Consider the following 19,475-nt stretch of genomic DNA (forward strand, 5'->3'; position numbering starts at 1 on the left):
CGCATGTGACACATGAGCAAGTTGAGCGGTTGCTTGAGCGGACACTTCTAGCTGACGATCATGAAGACCTCGCCCGGCGGCTGGAAACGCTGGCGGAGGCATACGTCTCCGGTGATATTTCACGGGCGGCGATCCTTGTGCTCGCCGCGGAGGAGTGGCGGCAGTCCGGACAGCCCGCCCACGCCCTTGACTGCTTCCAGCGCGCGGTGGACGACGGCGGCGAGGTGAGCGTCGATCCGCGGGCCGGCATCGCCGACACCCTCTTCGAGCTCGAACAGCCCGACGACGGGCGACAGGTCATCGAGGCGATCCGGGCCGATGGCGGGGTCGCTCCGGCCACCGCGCTCACACTCGCCGAGACCCTGGTCGCCTACGGAGACCTGCGGGAGGCCCACTACTGGGCCACCGAGGGAGCTCAGGGGGCGGTGAAGGGCGGCGGGGAGCACACCGCGCTGCTCCGCACCCGCTACCGGATCCGGGTGGACCTCGGCCTCCCGGAAGACGAGCTCGACGCCCAGCTCGACGCGTCCTACTGACCCCGGGGCTTCAGGAGGTCGGGCTCGACGCTCAGCCAGGGGTCAACCGGACGTCCCGTGTGCGGGGCCGCGCCGACCGGACAGGGCCGCGTCCCCTCCGGGACGCGGCCCTGTCCGCACCGGCGTGTCAGCCGAGCCCGAGATCACGGCCGGGAGTGGCCGGGGCGGCCGGCGGGGGCGGGACGGGCGTGCCGGTGCCCGCCGCGACGCCTGTCGTGTCCGCGAAGCCGACCACCGCCGAGGCTCTCGAGAGGCCCGGCAGCCCGGCGAGCCGTGCCAGCCGGTCCGCGGTGGCCGGAGCCGCGCGGCCGACCGTACGGCCGACCGCGCCGCCGGCCACATGGCCGGGGCGGGTCCTGTCGCAGACGGCCGTCACGGACGTGGGCGTCCGCGACGCGTCACGCGCGTGGCAGGGCGTCACGGAGGCGGACACCGGGGCGGTCACCACCCAGCTCACACCGGCAGCGAGCGCCGCCACCGCGAGAAGCCCCCGGATGTTCCGTGATGTGTCTGACATTCACGCCCCCTGTTGTTTTCGGTAGCTTGATGACTGCCGAACGTAACAGCGGGGGTCTGCCAGGGGGCAGGCTTAACCCAATGGTGGTCAAGCCCTTACCCGGGCGGCGGTCAGGCCCTCACCGGCCCGATCTCCAAGGTGTCGTTCGCCTTGTCGAGGTCCACCAGGACCTCGTCGCCGTCCCGGACCTCGCCGGAGAGCACCTCCTTGGCCAGCTTGTCGCCGATCGACGACTGGACCAGACGCCGGAGTGGCCGCGCGCCGTACATCGGGTCGTAGCCCGTCAGCGCCAGCCAGTCGCGTGCCGCCGGGGTCACGGTCAGCGTGAGCCGCCGGTCGGCCAGCCTCCTGGCCAGATGCGTCACCTGCAGGTCCACGATCCTGGACAGTTCCTCCACGCCGAGCGCGTCGAACAGGATCACGTCGTCGAGCCGGTTGAGGAACTCCGGCTTGAAGGAGGTTCTGACCGCGTCCATCACGGCTTTCTGCTGGGCGTCCCGCTCCAGCTTCGGGTCCACGAGGAACTGCGAGCCGATGTTGGAGGTGAGGATCAGGATCACGTTGCGGAAGTCGACGGTCCGGCCCTGCCCGTCGGTGAGCCGCCCGTCGTCCAGCACCTGGAGCAGGATGTCGAAGACCTCCGGATGGGCCTTCTCGACCTCGTCCAGCAGCACCACGGTGTACGGCCTGCGCCGCACGGCCTCGGTGAGCTGGCCGCCCTCCTCGTAGCCGATGTAGCCGGGCGGGGCGCCCACCAGGCGTGCCACGCTGTGCTTCTCGCCGTACTCGCTCATGTCGATGCGGACCATCGCCCGCTCGTCGTCGAACAGGAAGTCGGCCAGGGACTTGGCCAGCTCGGTCTTACCGACACCGGTGGGACCGAGGAACAGGAAGCTACCGGTCGGCCTGTCGGGGTCGGAGATGCCCGCGCGTGCTCGCCGTACGGCGTCGGAGACCGCCTGGACGGCCTGCCTCTGGCCGATCAGACGGGTGCCGAGCTCCTCCTCCATCCGCAGCAGCTTGGTGGTCTCGCCCTCGAGCAGGCGCCCGGCGGGGATGCCGGTCCACGAGGAGATGACCTGGGCGATGTCGTCCGGGCCGACCTCCTCCTTGACCATCGGGTCGTCGGGCTGGGCGGCGGTGCTGGCCTCGGCGAGCTCGGCCTCCAGCTTGGGCACCTCGGCGTACATCAGCCGTGAGGCCGCCTCGAAGTCGCCGTCACGCTGAGCCCGTTCGGCGGCGCCGCGCAGCTCGTCGAGCTTCTTCTTGAGGTCGCCGACCCGGTTGAGCCCCGCCTTCTCCCGCTCCCAGCGCCCGACCAGGCCGTTGAGATCCTCCTGACGGTCGGCGAGCTCCTTGCGGAGCCGCTCCAGCCGCTGGAGGCTGCCCTGGTCGGTCTCCTTGGAGAGCGCCAGCTCCTCCATCTTCATCCGGTCCACGTTCCGCTGGAGCTGGTCGATCTCCACAGGGCGGGAGTCGATCTCCATGCGGAGCCGGGAGGCGGCCTCGTCGACAAGGTCGATCGCCTTGTCCGGCAGGAACCGGGAGGTGATGTAGCGGTCGGAGAGGGCGGCGGCGGCCACGAGCGCGCTGTCGGCGATCTGGACCTGGTGGTGCGCCTCGTAGCGGCCCTTGAGGCCACGCAGGATCGCGATGGTGTCCTCGACCGTGGGCTCGCCCACGTAGACCTGCTGGAAGCGCCGCTCCAGGGCGGGGTCCTTCTCGATGCGCTCGCGGTATTCGTCCAGCGTCGTCGCGCCGATCATCCGCAGTTCGCCCCGGGCCAGCATGGGCTTGAGCATGTTGCCCGCGTCCATCGCGCCCTCGCCGGCTCCCGCCCCGACCATGGTGTGCAGCTCGTCGATGAAGGTGACGACCTGGCCGTCACTCTCCTTGATCTCGCCCAGCACGGCCTTGAGGCGCTCCTCGAACTCGCCCCGGTATTTCGCGCCGGCGACCATCGCGCTCAGGTCGAGCGCGACCAGGCGCTTGTCGCGCAGGCTGGAGGGCACGTCACCGGCGACGATCCGCTGCGCCAGTCCCTCCACCACGGCGGTCTTGCCGACACCGGGCTCGCCGATGAGCACCGGGTTGTTCTTGGTCCGGCGGCTGAGCACCTGGATGACCCTGCGGATCTCGGAGTCACGGCCGATCACCGGGTCCAGCTTGCCCGACCTGGCCCGTTCGGTCAGGTCGACGCCGTACTTCTCCAGCGCCTGGTAGGTGTCCTCGGGAGTCTCGCTGGTCACCCGGGCGTGCCCGCGCACCTTCTCGAAGGCGTCGAGCAGGGCACTGGGGGTGGCGCCGCGTGATCTGAGCAGCTCGGCGACCGGGCCGCCGTCCGCGGCGAGGCCGACCAGCAGGTGCTCGGTCGAGACGTATTCGTCCTCAAGCTGGCGGGCCCGCTGCGCCGCGGTGTTCAGCACGGTGAGCAGCTGCCGGGAGCTCGACGGGGCGCTGACCGTGGCACCCTGCGCCTTCGGCAGGGCCGCGAGCTGCTTCTCGGCCTCGGTGCGCACCTGCTTCCAGTCCGCGCCGACGGCCTCCAGGAGAGGCACGGCGGTACCGCCGGTCTGGCCGAGCAGCGAGGTGAACAGGTGTGCCGGGGCGACCTCCGGGTTGCCCTCGGCCGCGGCGCGCCTGATGGCGGAGGAGACCGCCTCCTGGCTCTTCTGGGTGAGCTTGTAATCCATGCTTGTCTGCCCTCACTGCGTTCAGCGGCTGGGGCGCCGGTGGCCGGTGCCCTCACTGGTCGCGGGTCGGCCCGGTTCCCGTGCCCCGCAAGTGAAGATCACTGGCGTGCCCCCGCATTCGACTGCGACGCTCCGCGTCGCGGATCGCCCCCCGGCCTCCGTGATGTCAGGCGGGTGGCAGTTGGTACTGGATCAGAGCGCGAATCATGGTCATCTCCGAGCGGAGGCGATGGTTCTCGTCGCGCAGGCGCAGGGCCTCGGTCTCCAGCATCAGGATGCGCTTGATACCCGCGAGGTTGATGCCCTCCTCCTGGGAGAGCCGCTGGACCTCGCGGAGCATCACGATGTCACGGGTGGAGTACAGCCGCCCGCGGCCCGACGTGCGCCCCGGGCTCACCAGCCCGAGGCGGTCGTACTGCCGGAGGGTCTGCGGGTGCAGACCCGACAGCTGGGCGGCCACCGAGATCACATAGACGGGAGTGTCGTCCGACAGATCGAAGTAGTTCGCTTCCATGGCTACTCGCCTCTGGCCTGTTGGATGAGGTTGGCCCGCGGGTCACCGCCAGCCGTGGCGTCGCGGAACTCCTCCAACGCGTTCCTCGCCTTGTCCTCGAGCTGCTGGGGCACCAGGACCTCGACCGTGGCGAGCAGATCGCCCTTGGTGCCGTCCTTGCGGGCCACACCCCTGCCCCGCACCCGGAAGGTGCGGCCGTTCGGGGTGCCTTCGGGGATGCGCAGCGTGACCGGCATCCCCTTGAGGATCGGCACCTTGATTTCGGCACCGAGCGTGGCCTCGGTGAAGGTGACCGGCACGGTGATCGTCAGGTTCTCGCCGGTCCGGCCGAAGACCGGATGCGGTTTCACGTGAATCTGGACGTACAGGTCACCGGCCGGGCCGCCGTTCTCGCCGGGCGCGCCCTTGGCCTTGAGCTTGATGCGCTGGCCGTCGCCGACCCCGGCCGGGATGCGCGCCTGGATCGTGCGGGTGCTCTTGCCCCGCCCGCTCCCCTCGCACACCGGGCACGGGTCGTCCACCAGCAGGCCGCGGCCCTTGCAGTCGCGGCACGGTTCGGAGAAGGCGAAGTTGCCCAGGTTGCGGCTGGCCGCGCCGGTGCCCTCGCAGGTCGGGCAGACCCTCGGGGTGGTCCCGGCCTTGGCACCGGTGCCGCCGCACGCCGTACACGCCGACGAGCTGGTGAGGCGGAGTGAGACGGTGGCGCCGTCCACGGCCTCACCGAACGAGAGTGTGACCTCCGACTCGATGTCCTGGCCACGCCGTGCCCTGGTGGTCGTCCCGCCGGTACGGCCCGTGCCGCCGCCGCGGTTGAACAGGCCGCCGAAGATGTCGCCGATGCGCTCCCCGGCGCCACCCTGATGATGCTGCTGCTGGGTGCCGCCGAACAGGTCCCCCAGGTCGAAGGGGAACCCGCCCCCGCGGGAAGCCCCCCCGCTTCCCGCGTAACCGCCGAGCCCCGGTCCGAACAGCGTCCGCGCCTCGTCGTACTCCTTACGGCGCTTGGTGTCGGACAGGACGTCGTAGGCCTCGGAGACGTCCTTGAACTTGGCCGTGTTGGCCGAAGTCGCCGAGTCTCCGGGGTTGGCGTCCGGGTGGTACTGCCTGGCCAGCTTCCGGTACGCCTTCTTGATCTCTTCGGCGGTGGCGGTCTTGGGCACACCAAGGACGGCGTAGTAGTCCTTCTCCAGGTAGTCCTTGGTGCTCATCTGTCTTCCTTCTCAGATATGGGGGGTATCAGTTGTCGTCCGACGCGGGCTCTTCGGGCTCGGCGACCGCGACCCGCGCGGGGCGGAGCACGCGCTCACCGATCCGGTAGCCGGACTGCAGGATCTCCACGCAGGTCGGTTCGGTGACGTCGGGGGAGTAGCTGTGCAGGAGCGCCTCGTGCACGGTCGGGTCGAAAGGCTCGCCCTTGGTGCCGAAGGCGCTCAGTCCCAGCTTCCCGGTGGCCGCCTCCAGAGACTCGCTCACCTTGGCGAAGCCGCCGGTGAGCTCTCCGTGGTCGCGGGCCCGGCCGATGTCGTCGAGAACCGGCAGCAGCTCGGCCAGCACGCCGGCCACCGCCTGTTCCTTGACCGCGGCCCGGTCCCGCTCGACCCGCTTGCGGTAGTTGGCGTATTCGGCCTGGAGACGCTGCAGGTCCGCGGTGCGCTCGGCGAGCTGGACGGCCAGCTCGACCGAGGCGAGGTCGTCGGCCGGAGCGGGCTGTCCGGCCTGCTCCGCCGGCTGCTCGCGCACCTTGCCGGTCTCCGGGTCGATTTTACGGTTGTCGCGGATCACCGGCTCCTCCCCGGAACCGTTCTCGCGCGTGTTCACGCTCGCGCTCCCCTCGGCTCTGCGGCCGTCACTTCTTGCCGTCTTCACGCTTCGGCTCGTCGTCGACGATCTCGGCGTCGACCACGTCCTCGTCGCCCTTCGCACCCGCCGTGCCCTCGGCACCGGGGGCGCCGGAGGCGTCGGCCGGGGCCTCGGAGCCCTGTGACTGGGCGTAGATCGCCGAACCCATCTTCTGGCTGACGGTGGCGAGCTTCTCGGCGCCGGTGCGGATCTCGGCCGAGTCGGTGCCTTCGAGCGCCTTCTTGAGCTCGGCCAGCGCCTCGTTGACCTCGGTCTTGATGTCGTCCGGGACCTTCTCGGCGTTCTCGCCGAGGAACTTCTCGGTCTGGTAGACGAGCGAGTCGGCGTTGTTGCGCGTCTCGGCGTCCTCGCGGCGCTGCTTGTCCTCCTCGGCGTAGGACTCGGCCTCGCGCATCATGCGCTCGATGTCGTCCTTCGGCAGCGCGGAGCCGCCGGTGATCGTCATCGTCTGCTCCTTGCCGGTGCCGAGGTCCTTGGCGGAGACGTTGACGATGCCGTTGGCGTCGATGTCGAAGGTGACCTCGATCTGCGGGATGCCGCGCGGCGCCGGGGCGATGCCGGTCAGCTCGAAGGTGGCCAGCTTCTTGTTGTAGGCCGCGATCTCGCGCTCGCCCTGGTAGACCTGGATCTGCACCGACGGCTGGTTGTCCTCGGCCGTGGTGAAGACCTCGGAGCGCTTGGTCGGGATCGTGGTGTTGCGCTCAATGATCTTGGTGAAGATGCCGCCCTTGGTCTCGATGCCCAGCGACAGCGGGGTCACGTCGAGCAGCAGGACGTCCTTGACCTCGCCCTTGAGCACACCGGCCTGGAGGGCGGCGCCGATGGCGACGACCTCGTCCGGGTTGACGCCCTTGTTGGGCTCCTTGCCGCCGGTCAGCTCTTTGACGAGCTCGGCGACCGCGGGCATGCGGGTCGAGCCGCCGACGAGCACCACGTGGGCGATGTCGGAGACCTTGATGCCGGCGTCCTTGATGACCTGGTTGAACGGGCCCTTGGCCCGCTCGAGCAGGTCGGCGGTGATCCGCTGGAACTCGGAGCGGGTGAGCTTCTCCTCCAGGTGGAGGGGGCCCTCGGCCGAGGCGGTGATGTAGGGGAGGTTGACGGAGGTCTCCGACTGGCTGGAGAGCTCGATCTTGGCCTTCTCCGCGGCCTCACGCAGGCGCTGGAGGGCCATCTTGTCCTTGGTCAGGTCCACGCCGTGGGCGTTCTTGAACCGGGTGGCGAGCTCGTCGACGACGCGCTGGTCCCAGTCGTCACCACCGAGGTGGTTGTCGCCGCTGGTGGCCTTGACCTCGACGAAGCCGTGGCCGTCTTCCTGGCCGACGTCGAGCAGGGACACGTCGAAGGTGCCGCCGCCGAGGTCGAAGACGAGGATGGTCTCGTCCTTCTCCTTGTCCAGGCCGTAGGCGAGCGCGGCCGCGGTGGGCTCGTTGATGATGCGCAGCACGTTGAGGCCGGCGATGGTGCCGGCTTCCTGGGTCGCCTGACGCTGGGCGTCGTTGAAGTAGGCCGGGACGGTGATCACCGCGTCGGTGATCTTCTCGCCCAGGTAGGCCTCGGCGTCCTGCTTGAGCTTCTGCAGGACGAAGGCGCTGATCTGCTGAGGGGAGAACTTCTTGCCGTCGATCTCGACGGACCAGTTGGTGCCCATCTCGCGCTTGACCGAGCGGATCGTGCGGTCCACGTTGGTGACGGCCTGCCGCTTGGCGACCTCACCGACGAGAACCTCGCCGTTCTTCGCGAAGGCGACCACGGACGGCGTGGTCCGCGAGCCCTGGGCGTTGGCGATGACGGTGGGCTCACCGCCCTCGAGGATCGAGACGACGGAGTTGGTCGTCCCCAGGTCGATACCTACCGCACGTGCCATGAGTACGTCCTTGTAGTCAAAGTTGAGTCGGTCGGACTCATATTGGAACCTCGCCTGACGTTTGTCAAACGACTTGAGCCTATGTCGCTCAACCCTCGGGTGCGTGAAAGCATTCCCGCCCTCCGGGGAACAGCGGGCGACCCCCGTCCCGCAACGAAAGAACCCGCATGCCCCCTCTCTCCGACCTCGGCCCGCGGGCCGGAACATGATCGCCCATCCTGATCTCAGCACGGACTCCGGAACCGGCGAGTGGTCGCCACGCGACGACTTCGACCGGATCTTCGACGCCCACTTCGCCGAGATTCACCGCTACATCGCCCGGCGCCTGGACACCCACGCCGCCGACGACCTCGCGGCCGACACCTTCCTCGCCGCCTTCCGCGACCGCGCCCGCCTGACCACCCAGGAGGTACGGCGCCGCCCGCGCGTCCGGCCCTGGGCGTGGACCACCCTCACCGCCGCCGCGACGGCGGCCGTGGTCCTGGCCGTCACGGTCGGCGTCGCCGATCTGGGCGACTGGTCCCCGACGGTGGCGACCTCGCCGATGGGCAAACAGGCGTTGCTGGATATCGCTGCCCGCGGAGACCGGCGCGTACCGGCGGCGCACGTCCGTTCTCGGATCGCTCGTCCAACTGGGGGAGGGCGCGACCCGCTACACGATGCTCTTCACCAGCAAGATCGACTCGTGGACACCCCGCGATTCCGAGGACCCCGGTTTCGCCCGCCTTCAGTGGACGGGGGGCCGCGGGGCCACCCCCGAGGGCGAGGCCAGGTGGCGCGCGCAGGGTTCTCCGAGCAGCTACGAGCCGGCTCCGGAGTGCGTCCAGGGCCAGAGTTGCACACGTCAGGTGATCACGACGGAGCCGGGGGCGTGCACGTACTCCTGGAAGGTCGATTCACGGGGAGTCCTCTACGACCGCAGGATGGCTGAACTGACCTTCGCCGATCTGGAGGCGCTGCCCAGGGACGCGGACGCGCTGTTCGAACGGTTCAAAGCGCCGGGCGGAAAGGGGGGCACCGGCCGTCGAATGACCAGAACTGGTCCTTCTATGCGATTTCGCTGCTGAACCTGCCGAGCCCGCCCGGCCTGCGGGCGGCGGCGCTCCGGATCCTCGCCGACCGGCCGGGTACCAGGTGGTCGGTGAGATCGTCGATCCGCTCGGCCGCCCGGAGATGGCGGTGAGGATCAACGCAGATCGGACTCCCGGCGAGTCGGGCATCGGCGACGTCATGGTTCCCATCGACTGTCAGATCGTTGTCGACCCCAGACGGGCGCGTTGATCGGTTCTGACGAGATGGTCCAGGCCACGGTCGCGCGCCTGCTGGACGCCGGCGTGCCACATGAGTACATCCACTTCGACGAGTTCACCACTGGCGAGGGTAAGGAGCCATGATGGGCGAGATGACGTGGGCGAACCACCCGTCGCGCGACTCTCAATCGCTCACACCGGACCGGGTGCGCAAGAAGGAGTTCTCGCGCGCCAAGCTCGCGCGCCGCGGCTACAGCGAAGAGGAGGTCCAGGCCTTCCTCTACCGCGTGGCGGACGACATGGCGGCCGGTGACAGGGAGAAGGCCGACCTGCGCGCGGAGATCGACCGCCTCAAGAACTGGTACAAGAACCAGGGCACAGACGTCTCCAACTCCGGTGCGGCGCAGCAGCCTCAGCTCAGTGTCGACGCGATCAACATCCTCTCCCGCGCCCAGCAGACCGCTGACGCCCAGATAGCCGAGGCCGAGGACTACGCCCGCCGGCTCGTCGGCCAGGCGCGCCAGCAGTACGAGCAGGTCCTTCAGGAGTCCCAGCAGCGAGCCGAAGAGGCGGCCAGTGAGGCCGTGAACGCCTACCGCTCCAGTGGTGCGGTCCCGTCGGCCGAGGCCGAGGAGCTGGAGAGCCGGATCGCCTACCTGCGAACCTTCGCGGAGGTCACCCAGGTCCAGCTGCGCGCGGTCCTCGAAGGGCTGGCGCATGAGGTCAACAAGATCGGCAGCGTGCCTGAGAGGAGCCACCAGGCCGTCACCGACTCCTTGCCGCGCTACAGCTGAGCGGAGGCCGCGGCCCATCCCTCCGATCGGCGCGGGCTCCCACCGCGGCGGCCGTCCGCACGGCGGGGCGTGCGGTCAGCGCCGGGCGCCGTCGACCACCTTGCGTTCGCCGAGGGGGGCCTTGAGCTTGACCGTCGTCACCTTCTTGATGGCGATGTCGATGCAGACGGCGTTCTTGACCTTGCTGCTCGGGCCCTCCCAGAGGGTGACGGTCACCCGATCCGCGGTCTCCCGCACGGTGACCCGGTCGAGGACGTGGCAGGGTTCCACCCCCGACCACCAGGTGATCCGGAGGCTCCGGCCGTCCTTGGACGGCTTCGCCGTCAGCCAGCTCACCTTGCGGGGGTTGTCGGTGTGACCCTGAGGTCTGGTCGGCTTGGGCGTGCCGCCCGTGGGCTCGGTCCGGGGGGCCACGGTGTGCCCCACCGGCTGGGAGGGATTACCGGTGCTCGCCGAGCCGGCGGTCGTGGCGCTGTGTCCGGCGCCGCAGCCCAGAGCCAGCAGCAGGGACCCGGTCAGAAGCGGAATCGCGATCATACGCATACCCCTGCAACGGATCGGAACCCCTGGAGGTTCAGCGCCGATCGGCGGGGGTCGCTCTTCCGTGGAGGTCAACCTGCCCCGCCTCCTTCCTCGGACGATGGACGATCTCGTGAGGGGAGGGCCAGTAAGCTGCGGGAAGCTTCTACCCTCATGACTTCGAGGTACTCACATGATCGCGATTCTGGGAACCGGCAAGATGGGCGAGGCCCTGCTGTCGGGGCTGCTCCGGGCCGGGTTCAGGCCGGGCGACGTGCTGGTGACCGCCCGGCGGGCCGAGCGGGCCGAGGCGCTCAGAGAGCAGTACGGCGTGCGGGCGGTCTCCAACGCCGAGGCCGCGAAGAGCGCCGACACGATCATCCTGGCGGTCAAGCCGCAGGACATGGGGTCCCTGCTGGCCGAGATCGCGGCGCACCTCCCGGCCGACCGCCTGGTGATCTCGGCGGCGGCGGGCATCACGACCTCGTTCGTGGAGTCGCGCCTGGGCGCGGACGTCCCGGTGGTCCGGGTCATGTCCAACACCCCGGTGCTGGTGGACGAGGCGATGAGCGTGATCTCGGCAGGCGCGCACGCCTCGGAGGAGCACCTCAAACACGCCGAGGACCTGCTCACGCCGGTCGGCAAGGTGCTGCGCATCCCCGAGTCGCAGCAGGACGCCGCCACGGCCCTGTCCGGCAGCGGCCCCGCCTACTTCTTCTACCTGGTCGAGGCCATGGTCGACGCCGGCATCCTGCTCGGCATGCCCCGCGCCGCCGCCCTCGACATGGTCACCCAGTCGATCGTCGGCGCGGCCATCATGCTCCGCGACTCCGGAGAGCACCCGGTGATCCTGCGCGAGGCCGTCACCTCTCCGGGCGGCACCACCATCGCGGCCATCGCCGAACTGGAGCGGCACAGCGTCCGCGCCGCCTTCCTGGCCGCCATCGAGGCCGCCCGGGACCGCAGCCGCCAGCTCGCCGGCGGCTGACCGCGCCGTCTCGGTGAGGCCGGCCAGTTCCAGGACCTCCCCGATCCGCGAGGTCGCGATCGAGTTCGCCTGCGCCAGGCAGAGCAGGTGGTCGCGGGCCGTCCGCATGGTCGTCGACTTGCCCGCGCCGTTGGGCCCGAGGAGGCGGGAATCCGGCATGCGCCCCGAACCTCGGCAGTCGCCGCAGGATTAATGCAAAGAAATTCGGATATTTCGCTCAGATGAAAACCGCCCCCTCCTCCGTGACGACCGTGTAAACCCTCTTCCGCATGCGTGCGGTAACGTCGGCCGAAGTGGGAGATCACCGGCGAGCGTGCCGCGATCAGACAGGGAGGACCCATGAGCCGGTCCGTGCGGGTTGTCTGGGACGACGCGCTCACCTCGTACGACTTCGGGCCGGGTCACCCGCTCGCCCCCGTGCGGGTCGCGCTGACCATGGAGCTCGCCAGAGAGCTCGGCGTGCTGGACGCGGTGGAGGTGGTCGGCTGCGCCCCCGCCTCCGACGACGAGCTGGCGCTGGTCCACAGCCGTGACTACATCGAGGCCGTCAAGCGGGTCTCCGCGAGCGGACGGCCCGACCTGGCTCACGGACTCGGCACCGAGGACAACCCCGCCTTCGCCGGGGTGCACGAGGCCTCCGCCCTCATCACCGGCGCGAGCATCGCCGCGGCCCGCGCGGTCTGGACGGGTGAGGCCGAGCACGCGGTGAACGTCGCGGGGGGCCTGCACCACGCGATGGCCGCCGCGGCGAGCGGGTTCTGCGTCTACAACGATCCCGCTGTCGCGATCGGCTGGCTGCTGTCCCAGGGGGCATCCAGGGTCGCGTACGTGGACGTGGACGTCCACCACGGCGACGGTGTGCAGGCGTTGTTCTACGACGATCCCAGAGTCCTCACCATCAGCCTGCACGAGAGCCCCCGAACGCTCTTCCCCGGCACGGGTTTCCCCGAGGAGTGGGGTGCGGAGGGCACCGCGGTCAATGTGGCGCTGCCCGCCGGATGCGGCGACAGCGGCTGGCTGAGGGCCTTCCACGCGGTGGTGCCGCCGCTGCTGCGGGAGTTCGCCCCGGAGGTCCTGGTCACCCAGCACGGCTGTGACAGCCACGCGCTGGACCCGCTGGCTCACCTGATGCTCAGCCTGGACGGCCAGCGCATCGCCTATGCCGCGCTGCACCGGCTGGCCCACGAGACCGCGGGCGGCCGGTGGGTGGTGACCGGGGGCGGAGGATACGAGCTGGTGCAGGTGGTGCCCCGGGCATGGACCCACCTGATCGCCGAGGTCTCCGGGCATCCGCTCGACCCGGCGACCGCCACCCCGAAGGAGTGGCGGCGGCTGGTCAGGGAGCGGACCGGGCAGACGCCGCCGCTGACGCTGACCGACGGAAGAGCTCCGGAATTTAGTGATTTCTCCGCCGGTTATGATCCAGCGGACCCGATCGACAGGGCGATCATGGCGACCAGGAAAGCCGTGTTCCCCTTCCATGGGCTGGACCCCCTCCCGTGATCTGGGAGACCGTGCCGGTGTGCCGGCACGGGGAGCGGCGGACGGGCTGACGAGTGGCGAGGGAGATCACAGGGTGGCAGTGCCGGAGCTGCGACGCGCGACGTCGCCGTTGACACGGGACGACCTCCGTGAGCACCTGGTCCGCACCCGGATCGCCGGCGAGGTGGCGACCAGCCGGGAGAACAACCTGGATCACTACAGGTCGCTGGCCAATCGGGACCCGCACCACATGTTCGGGCTGGTCCCGCAGGGCCGCTGGTCCTACCGCGACGTGCTGGAGCTGATGGCCAAGTCCGCCGGAGTCGTGGCCGATCCGGACCATCGCGAGGGCCAGGACACCATCGACCCGGACCGCACGGTCGACGCCGTCGAGGCGATGGGCGACACGATCGCCGGCGTGCTTGGCTCCGGCGGGGCACGGATCCTCTTCGCCACCGGGCATCCCACCGGTCTGCTCACCGTTCACATGGCCCTTGCCCGGCTCGTCCGCCGGCACGGCGCGATCCTGATGGCCCCCGCCGAGGGCTGGTCCTACTGGAGCGCCGGGTTCGGCCGTAAGCGTGAGATCCGTTACACGGACGACGTCGCCATGCTGGCCGACCGGGGCGCCTTCGTGCACACCCACGATCCGGCCCCGATGCGGGCCATGCTCGCGGAGCTCGGCGACGACCGGCCCGACCTGGTGATCGCCGACCACGGCTGGGCCGGTGCCGCCGGTGAGGCGGGCATCCTCACGGTCGGATTCGCCGACAGCAACGACCCGGCGCTCTTCGTCGGAGAGGCGGAAGGCAAGATCGCGGTGACCGTTCCGCTCGATGACAATGTGCTACCAAGACATTACGGTCCGCTGACGGACCATCTGGTCGAGAGGGTCGTGCGAGCCCTCTGAGACGGGGGATGCGCAAAATGGGTCATCCCTATACGGGCTTTTCGCGCCTGCATTCCATGGTGCGCGCCGACCGTTTGCCAACTTTTTGATGCTTGTGGGCGACTCTAATAAGAGACGGTTGGTCCGTTCCAAGATCAAGATGAGGGGCAGGTTCCGGCTGCTGGCCAGCGAGTTTCTCCGTTTCGCTGACATATAGCAACAGAGGCTGAGAAAGTAGGGGGTTTGCGCACTCGGAGTCCCGACTTACGCTGACGGCAGTACACGTGCGTGAGCAATGGCACCAGTGGGGATAACCCGGAAACACGTGCGGAAGAGGCGTCCGATGGGTGCAGGCGAAAGACCTCTCAGCGAGGTGAAGTTCCTGACGGTGGCAGAAGTGGCCACGGTCATGAGGGTGTCCAAGATGACTGTGTACCGACTCGTGCATTCGGGCGAGCTGCCGGCCATCCGGGTCGGTCGATCCTTCCGAGTGCCGGAACAGGCGGTGCACGACTATCTCAGAGATGCCTACATCGAGGCGGGTTGAAGCGATCGAGTCCGTCGCGATGAGCGGGCTGGACCGGTGAGAAACGAGTCGGCCGCGGGGCCAGCGCGGAGCGGCGAGTGACCGATGGGTCCGAGTTTCCCGGTCAGCCCGGCTGTGACGGGCTCCTGCTTCAGTGAGGTAGCGACGTGGTCCTCACGTCGTGAGTTCCAGTACCCGGGATCCCCCCAGGGGGCGATCTACCGTGGATCGCCGGTAGTCTGTTGAGCCGGTGTGTTGTTCGCGCACCGGTTTGACAATCTCGGCTACCAGCTACCTGGGGGTCCCGTGGGCTCTGTGATCAAGAAGCGCCGTAAGCGCATGGCGAAGAAGAAGCACCGTAAGCTTCTCAAGAAGACCCGTATCCAGCGGCGCAACAAGAAGTAGTAACGCGGATCTGCGAGGCGCCGATGACCCACACCGTGCTTGTCACCGGGGTCTCGCGCCACATCGGCGCCCGAGTGGCGAGCGTTCTCGCGGCTGACCCGGACATCGACCGGGTCATCGGAGTAGACACGGTGCCGCCGCCCTCGCTCTCACGTGATGGCGGCGTCCCTCTCGGCCGGACGGAGTTCGTCCGCGTCGATCTGCGCAGCCCCGACATCGCCCAGGTGATCGCGGCCGCCGACATCGACACAGTGGTTCATATGAGCCTGGTGAGCGCTCCCCCTCGGGGTGGCGGCCGGACCCTCATGAAAGAGCACAACGTCATCGGCACCATGCAACTGCTCGGTGCCTGTCAGCGGTCCGCGACGGTCCGCCGTGTCGTCGTCCGCTCCACCACCGCGGTGTACGGCTCGTCCCCCCGCGATCCTGCGGTCTTCGGCGAGGACTCCGAGCCGGGCGACTCACCGGCCCGGGGATACGCCAAGGACGCCTCGGAGGTCGAGGGCTACGTCCGCGGCTTCGCCAGGCGGCGCCGTGACGTGACCGTGTCGACGCTCAGATTCGCCAACTTCATGGGGCCCGGTGTCGACTCGCCGCTGACCCGCTACTTCACCCAGCCCATCCTGCCGACCGTGTTCGGCTTCGATCCCCGGCTGCAGTTCGTCCACGAGGACGACGCGGTCGAGGTGCTCAGGCGGATGGCGATGGAGGATCACCCCGGCACGTTCAACGTGGCCGGGGACGGGGTGCTTCTGCTCTCGCAGTGCGCCCGCAGGGCGGGCCTGCTCTCCCTGCCCGTGCCCTCCTCCGCGTTCCGTCTCCTGGGAGACCTCGCCCGCGGCGCCGGACTGGTCGACTTCTCTCCCGAGCAGCTCCGCCTGATGTGCCACGGGCGGGTGGTGGACACCACCCGGCTGGCCGGCCGTCTCGGCTGGATACCCGCCTTCTCGACCCCCGCCGCCTTCGAGGACTTCCTCCGGGCCCGGGACCTGGCCGGTGGGCTTCCCGTCGCCATGGTGGACCTGCTGTCCCACGGGGTGACGAGGTGACGGAGATCGCAGGCGATCCCACGGAGGCGGACGGAGCCCGGGTGATCCCCATCACCCGGGGGCGCCCCTCGCGCGATTCCGCGTCCGCCGGGCACGACCGGTGGCCCGAGGAGCCAGAGAAGTCCGGGGAGCGGCAGCCCCCGCCCGCCGAGAACGACGGACGGGGCCTCGCGGACCTGCTCGCCCTCCTGCGCCGCCGCGTCACGGGACGGTACGAGGTCGACGAGTTCGGCTTCGATCCCGAGCTCACCGACAAGGTGCTGCTCGAACTGATCCGCCCGCTGTATCGGCACTGGTTCCGTGTGGAGACCGTCGGCATGCACAACGTGCCCGGCGACTCCGGCGCCCTCGTCGTGGCCAACCATTCGGGCACCCTCCCGATGGACGGGCTCATGCTTCAGGTGGCGCTGCACGACGACCACCCCGAGCGCCGGGCGCTCCGTCTCCTGGGCGCCGATCTGGTCTACCGGCTCCCGCTGCTCGGGCACCTGTCCCGCAAGACCGGTCACACGCTGGCCTGCCGTGACGACGCCGACCGTCTGCTCCGCAAGGGCGAGCTCGTCGGCGTCTTCCCCGAGGGCTTCAAAGGCGTCGGCAAGCCGTTCTCCGAGCGCTACAAGCTGCAGCGCTTCGGGCGGGGAGGTTTCGTCGCCTCCGCCATCCGCGCCGGAGTCCCGATCGTCCCCTGCGCCATCGTGGGCGCCGAGGAGATCTATCCCAAGATCGGTGATCTGCGTCTCCTGGCCAGAGCACTCGGCCTGCCGTACCTGCCGATCACCCCGCTGTTCCCCTGGCTGGGCCCTCTCGGCCTGGTGCCGCTGCCGTCGAAGTGGATGATCGGCTTTGGTGAGCCCATCCGCACCGACCAGTTCGATCCCGCGGAGGCGGACGATCCCATGCTGGTCTTCAACCTCACCGACCAGGTCCGCGAGGTCATCCAGCAGCAGCTGAACGGCCTCCGCCTCCGGCGCGGCCACGCCTTCCCGCCCCTCTTCTGACCGGCGGTCCTCCTCCCTGGGCGGCTACCTGGAGCGGTAGAGGCGCCGGAGGGCGACGGCGGCCGCCACACCGCCGGCGACGGCACCGGCGCCCGCGGCGATGGGAAGCGCGATCATGGTGGCCTTACGGCCGGTGCGGAAATCCTTGATGTCCCACTTGCTCTCCCGGGCGTGGTCGCGCAGCTCGGCATCGGGGTTGATGGCGACGGCGTGGCCGACCAGGGAGAGCAGCGGCAGGTCGTTGGCCGAGTCGCTGTAGGCGGCGCAGCGGGAAAGATCGAGGCCCTCCCTGCGGGCCAGCGCCCGGACCGCCTCCGCCTTGGCGGGGCCGTGGAGCAGGTCGCCGACCAGGCGGCCGGTGTAGACGCCGTCCACGGTCTCGGAGACGGTGCCGAGCGCGCCGGTCAGGCCGAGGCGCTGGGCGATCACGCGGGCGAGCTCCACGGGGGTCGCGGTGACCAGCCAGACCCGTTGCCCGGCGTCCAGGTGGCTCTGGGCGAGGGCGCGGGTGCCGGGCCAGATCCGGTCGGCCATGGCCTCGTCGAAGATCTCCTCGCCGAGACGGACGATGTCCTCCACCCTGCTGCCCGCCACGAACGCCAGCGCGGTCTCCCTGGCCTGGGCGATGTGCTCGGGGTTCTCGTCGCCGCGGACCCGGAACACCGCCTGGCCGAGCGCGAACCTGACCAGGTCCTTGGTGGTGAACAGACCACGCGAGGCCAGGCCCCGGGCGAAGTGGTAGATCGAGGCTCCGCGCATCATGGTGTTGTCGACGTCGAAGAAGGCGGCCGCGGCCGGGTCGGGATCGGCCATCGGCATCGCGACGGCCGCCGCGGCCGCCACGTCTCCGGCTATCTCCGCGTCGTTCCGCCGTCGTATCAGCCGCCTCATAGCACCTCAGCTTAACCGGCGCAGGCGGATGAAATCGGGTTACATCGCGCTGGCGGGCGATGATGTCCCGGAAGCGGCGGGCGGCTTCTACCCGGGCGGGGCCAGGCCGTCGATGTAATTGAGGTAGTCGTGGGCCCGGCGTCGCTCCTCCACGTCCATCTTCGGGAGCATCCCCTCGATCTGGTGGCGCTGCTTCTGGACGAAGCGCTTGAGTTCGCCGGCGCTCTTCGCGTCACTTTTCGCGTCGCGGCGTCTCACCCGGGTGAGAGAGGTGACCGCGGAGCGGGTGGTGTCCTCCATGGCCTGGAGGGTCTCCTTGATCAGTCGATTCTCGCGCCGGGTGGCGCCGAGGAGCTCCTCGACCTCGTGGGCGCGGGTCTCCGCGTAGTTGAAGGAGCGGTCCGCGCGTTCGGCGTCGTCGGTGCTCAGGTGGAACAGCGTGCTCTCGGCGGCGCGCTTGAGCGGGTAGAGCGTGTCCCCGGGCGCCGACCGGTAGGTCGCCAGCCCCGCCATGACCATCGCGGCAGCCAGGATCAGGCTCAGGAACTGGGGCCACAGGCCAGGGCGGGATCTCGGTCGAGCCCGGGCGGCCTGTTCGGCCTGTTCGGCGGGAGAATCCTCATGCTCGGACGCGTCCATGAGGCGCTCACGGAGCCCGGCTCGGAACTCCGGACGGGGGCCGCCTCCCATCCGGATGCCGAGCATCGACACGCGATTCTGGATGCGCGCCTGCGATCTCCGTGAGATTCCGGGCAGCCACTTACCCATGAACGCTCCCTGCCGCCCCCAGATCATGATCCATCGGTGTCACCTGCCTAACGACGGCCCTGCGCGCCGGGTTACGCGCCAGGTCGTCGTCGGCATGCCGGTCGGGCTCAGCTGAGGTCCGCAGGGAGGGCGCGGGCGAGGGCCCGGATCGCCCGGAACTGCAGCGCCTTGATCGCTCCGCTCTTCTTGCCCATGATGAGCGCGGTCTCCGCCAGGGACATGCCGTGCAGGAAGCGCAGGACCACGCACTCCTGCTGCTCGGCGCCGAGATCCCGGACGGCGCTGAGAACCCGGTCGTTGACCATCGCTGTGACGACGGCGTTCTCCGGGATGTTCACGCCGTCGAGCGGCGTGTCGATCACCTCGGCCGTCGAGACTTCAAGGCGGTACCTACCGGATTTGAAGTGATCGGCGATCAGGTTCCTGGCAATGGTCACGAGCCAGGCTCCGAAATCACGGCCCTGCCAGGTGAAGTCGGCGATCCGGCGGAGCGCGCGGAGGAAGGTCTCACTCGTGAGGTCCTCGGCCAGCGGATGGGAACCGACCCGGAAGTAGACGTAGCGGTAGACGAGGTCGAGATAGCGATCATAGAGCGTGCCGAATGCGTCCGTGTCTCCGGTCTTGGCGCGGAGGACGAGCCTCCGGAGATCCTCCGAGGCGTCCTCGCGTGTGGCGAGCTCGTTTCTGCGGACAGGCTGGGCCACCCCTGAAGCGGGGGAGAGAGGCCCGGCGAATGGCCACGTGTCTGGCATCCGGTATCCCTGCGGGGGAGGGGGTGCAGCGTGCTCGATCACTCTAGAAATGAACCTGAAATTCCACAATCTACTTCGTAACGTCGTGACTAGGGGTAATCAATCGATACCGTATGAGGCCGGTCGTTTCTACCCGGTCGAGAGGCCGCCCACCAGTCCGGCTACCGGTTGAGGGGT

Annotated in this window: 19 protein-coding genes and 1 pseudogene; 10 read left to right on the forward strand and 10 right to left on the reverse strand. The window is 69.3% G+C overall.

From position 1 onward, the window contains the following. Positions 1-5 precede the first annotated feature (5 nt). Positions 6-536, forward strand: a complete 531-nt coding sequence (locus FHR32_RS15960; RefSeq protein ID WP_312882385.1) for a hypothetical protein — start codon at positions 6-8, stop codon at positions 534-536. Positions 537-663: 127 nt separating this feature from the next. Here FHR32_RS15960 and FHR32_RS15965 read toward each other — a convergent pair whose 3' ends face one another. The 6 genes and pseudogenes from FHR32_RS15965 to dnaK all read right to left on the reverse strand — a co-directional run bounded on the left by FHR32_RS15965 (position 664) and on the right by dnaK (position 7,987). Next, positions 664-1,053 (reverse strand): hypothetical protein, encoded by a 390-nt coding sequence (locus FHR32_RS15965; RefSeq protein WP_184755032.1) that lies wholly within the window; start codon positions 1,051-1,053, stop codon positions 664-666. Between the two features lie 110 nt (positions 1,054-1,163). Continuing rightward, positions 1,164-3,746, reverse strand: a complete 2,583-nt coding sequence (gene clpB, locus FHR32_RS15970; RefSeq protein WP_184755033.1) for an ATP-dependent chaperone ClpB — start codon at positions 3,744-3,746, stop codon at positions 1,164-1,166. 261 nt (positions 3,747-4,007) lie between these two features. Continuing rightward, positions 4,008-4,260, reverse strand: a pseudogene (locus tag FHR32_RS15975) (heat shock protein transcriptional repressor HspR); the annotation flags it as partial. Between the two features lie 2 nt (positions 4,261-4,262). Further along, the gene (gene dnaJ / locus FHR32_RS15980; protein WP_184755035.1) at positions 4,263-5,468 is read right to left on the reverse strand and encodes a molecular chaperone DnaJ; all 1,206 of its coding nucleotides are present in this window, start codon (positions 5,466-5,468) and stop codon (positions 4,263-4,265) included. Positions 5,469-5,496: 28 nt separating this feature from the next. After that, entirely contained in the window at positions 5,497-6,078 is a 582-nt protein-coding gene (gene grpE, locus FHR32_RS15985; RefSeq protein WP_184755036.1) for a nucleotide exchange factor GrpE, read from the reverse strand. 28 nt (positions 6,079-6,106) lie between these two features. Beyond that, positions 6,107-7,987 (reverse strand): molecular chaperone DnaK, encoded by a 1,881-nt coding sequence (dnaK, locus tag FHR32_RS15990; protein WP_184755037.1) that lies wholly within the window; start codon positions 7,985-7,987, stop codon positions 6,107-6,109. Positions 7,988-8,192: 205 nt separating this feature from the next. On the opposite strand from dnaK, the gene FHR32_RS44410 reads away from it, so the two are divergent. Continuing rightward, positions 8,193-8,918 carry an RNA polymerase sigma factor gene (locus FHR32_RS44410; protein ID WP_246466164.1) on the forward strand — a complete coding sequence of 242 codons (726 nt, stop codon included), beginning with the start codon at positions 8,193-8,195 and terminating at the stop codon, positions 8,916-8,918. Positions 8,919-9,389: 471 nt separating this feature from the next. After that, positions 9,390-10,031: a DivIVA domain-containing protein gene (locus FHR32_RS16000; RefSeq protein ID WP_184755038.1), complete on the forward strand. Its 642-nt coding sequence runs from the start codon at positions 9,390-9,392 to the stop codon at positions 10,029-10,031. A 75-nt stretch (positions 10,032-10,106) separates the two neighbouring features. On the opposite strand, the gene FHR32_RS16005 is transcribed toward FHR32_RS16000, so the two are convergent. Then, positions 10,107-10,568 carry a hypothetical protein gene (locus FHR32_RS16005; protein ID WP_184755039.1) on the reverse strand — a complete coding sequence of 154 codons (462 nt, stop codon included), beginning with the start codon at positions 10,566-10,568 and terminating at the stop codon, positions 10,107-10,109. A 175-nt stretch (positions 10,569-10,743) separates the two neighbouring features. On the opposite strand from FHR32_RS16005, the gene proC reads away from it, so the two are divergent. From proC to FHR32_RS16040, 7 genes are all read left to right on the forward strand, one after another. Next, positions 10,744-11,538, forward strand: coding sequence for a pyrroline-5-carboxylate reductase (gene proC / locus FHR32_RS16010; RefSeq protein ID WP_184755040.1), 795 nt, complete (start codon positions 10,744-10,746; stop codon positions 11,536-11,538). A gap of 339 nt (positions 11,539-11,877) precedes the next feature. Continuing rightward, entirely contained in the window at positions 11,878-13,041 is a 1,164-nt protein-coding gene (locus tag FHR32_RS16015) for an acetoin utilization protein AcuC (protein WP_184755041.1), read from the forward strand. Positions 13,042-13,114: 73 nt separating this feature from the next. Further along, positions 13,115-13,930, forward strand: coding sequence for a phosphatase (locus FHR32_RS16020; RefSeq protein WP_312882386.1), 816 nt, complete (start codon positions 13,115-13,117; stop codon positions 13,928-13,930). A gap of 322 nt (positions 13,931-14,252) precedes the next feature. Further along, the gene (locus tag FHR32_RS16025; protein ID WP_012887307.1) at positions 14,253-14,456 is read left to right on the forward strand and encodes a helix-turn-helix domain-containing protein; all 204 of its coding nucleotides are present in this window, start codon (positions 14,253-14,255) and stop codon (positions 14,454-14,456) included. A 285-nt stretch (positions 14,457-14,741) separates the two neighbouring features. Then, positions 14,742-14,840, forward strand: coding sequence for a 30S ribosomal protein bS22 (locus FHR32_RS16030; RefSeq protein ID WP_018654693.1), 99 nt, complete (start codon positions 14,742-14,744; stop codon positions 14,838-14,840). 23 nt (positions 14,841-14,863) lie between these two features. After that, complete coding sequence (locus FHR32_RS16035) at positions 14,864-15,889, forward strand: NAD-dependent epimerase/dehydratase family protein (protein WP_184755043.1); 1,026 nt, start codon at positions 14,864-14,866, stop codon at positions 15,887-15,889. Between the two features lie 176 nt (positions 15,890-16,065). Continuing rightward, positions 16,066-16,887: a lysophospholipid acyltransferase family protein gene (locus tag FHR32_RS16040; RefSeq protein WP_221465966.1), complete on the forward strand. Its 822-nt coding sequence runs from the start codon at positions 16,066-16,068 to the stop codon at positions 16,885-16,887. Positions 16,888-16,911: 24 nt separating this feature from the next. On the opposite strand, the gene FHR32_RS16045 is transcribed toward FHR32_RS16040, so the two are convergent. The 3 genes from FHR32_RS16045 to FHR32_RS16055 form a co-directional block, all read right to left on the reverse strand. Continuing rightward, the gene (locus tag FHR32_RS16045) at positions 16,912-17,778 is read right to left on the reverse strand and encodes an HAD family hydrolase (protein ID WP_184755044.1); all 867 of its coding nucleotides are present in this window, start codon (positions 17,776-17,778) and stop codon (positions 16,912-16,914) included. 87 nt (positions 17,779-17,865) lie between these two features. Next, complete coding sequence (locus tag FHR32_RS16050; protein ID WP_184755045.1) at positions 17,866-18,546, reverse strand: DUF5667 domain-containing protein; 681 nt, start codon at positions 18,544-18,546, stop codon at positions 17,866-17,868. A 107-nt stretch (positions 18,547-18,653) separates the two neighbouring features. After that, a complete protein-coding gene (locus tag FHR32_RS16055) occupies positions 18,654-19,250 on the reverse strand; it encodes a sigma-70 family RNA polymerase sigma factor (protein WP_312882387.1) in 597 nt (198 codons plus the stop codon). Positions 19,251-19,475 lie beyond the last annotated feature (225 nt).

This window comes from Streptosporangium album (genome assembly GCF_014203795.1).
GTDB lineage: Bacteria > Actinomycetota > Actinomycetes > Streptosporangiales > Streptosporangiaceae > Streptosporangium > Streptosporangium album.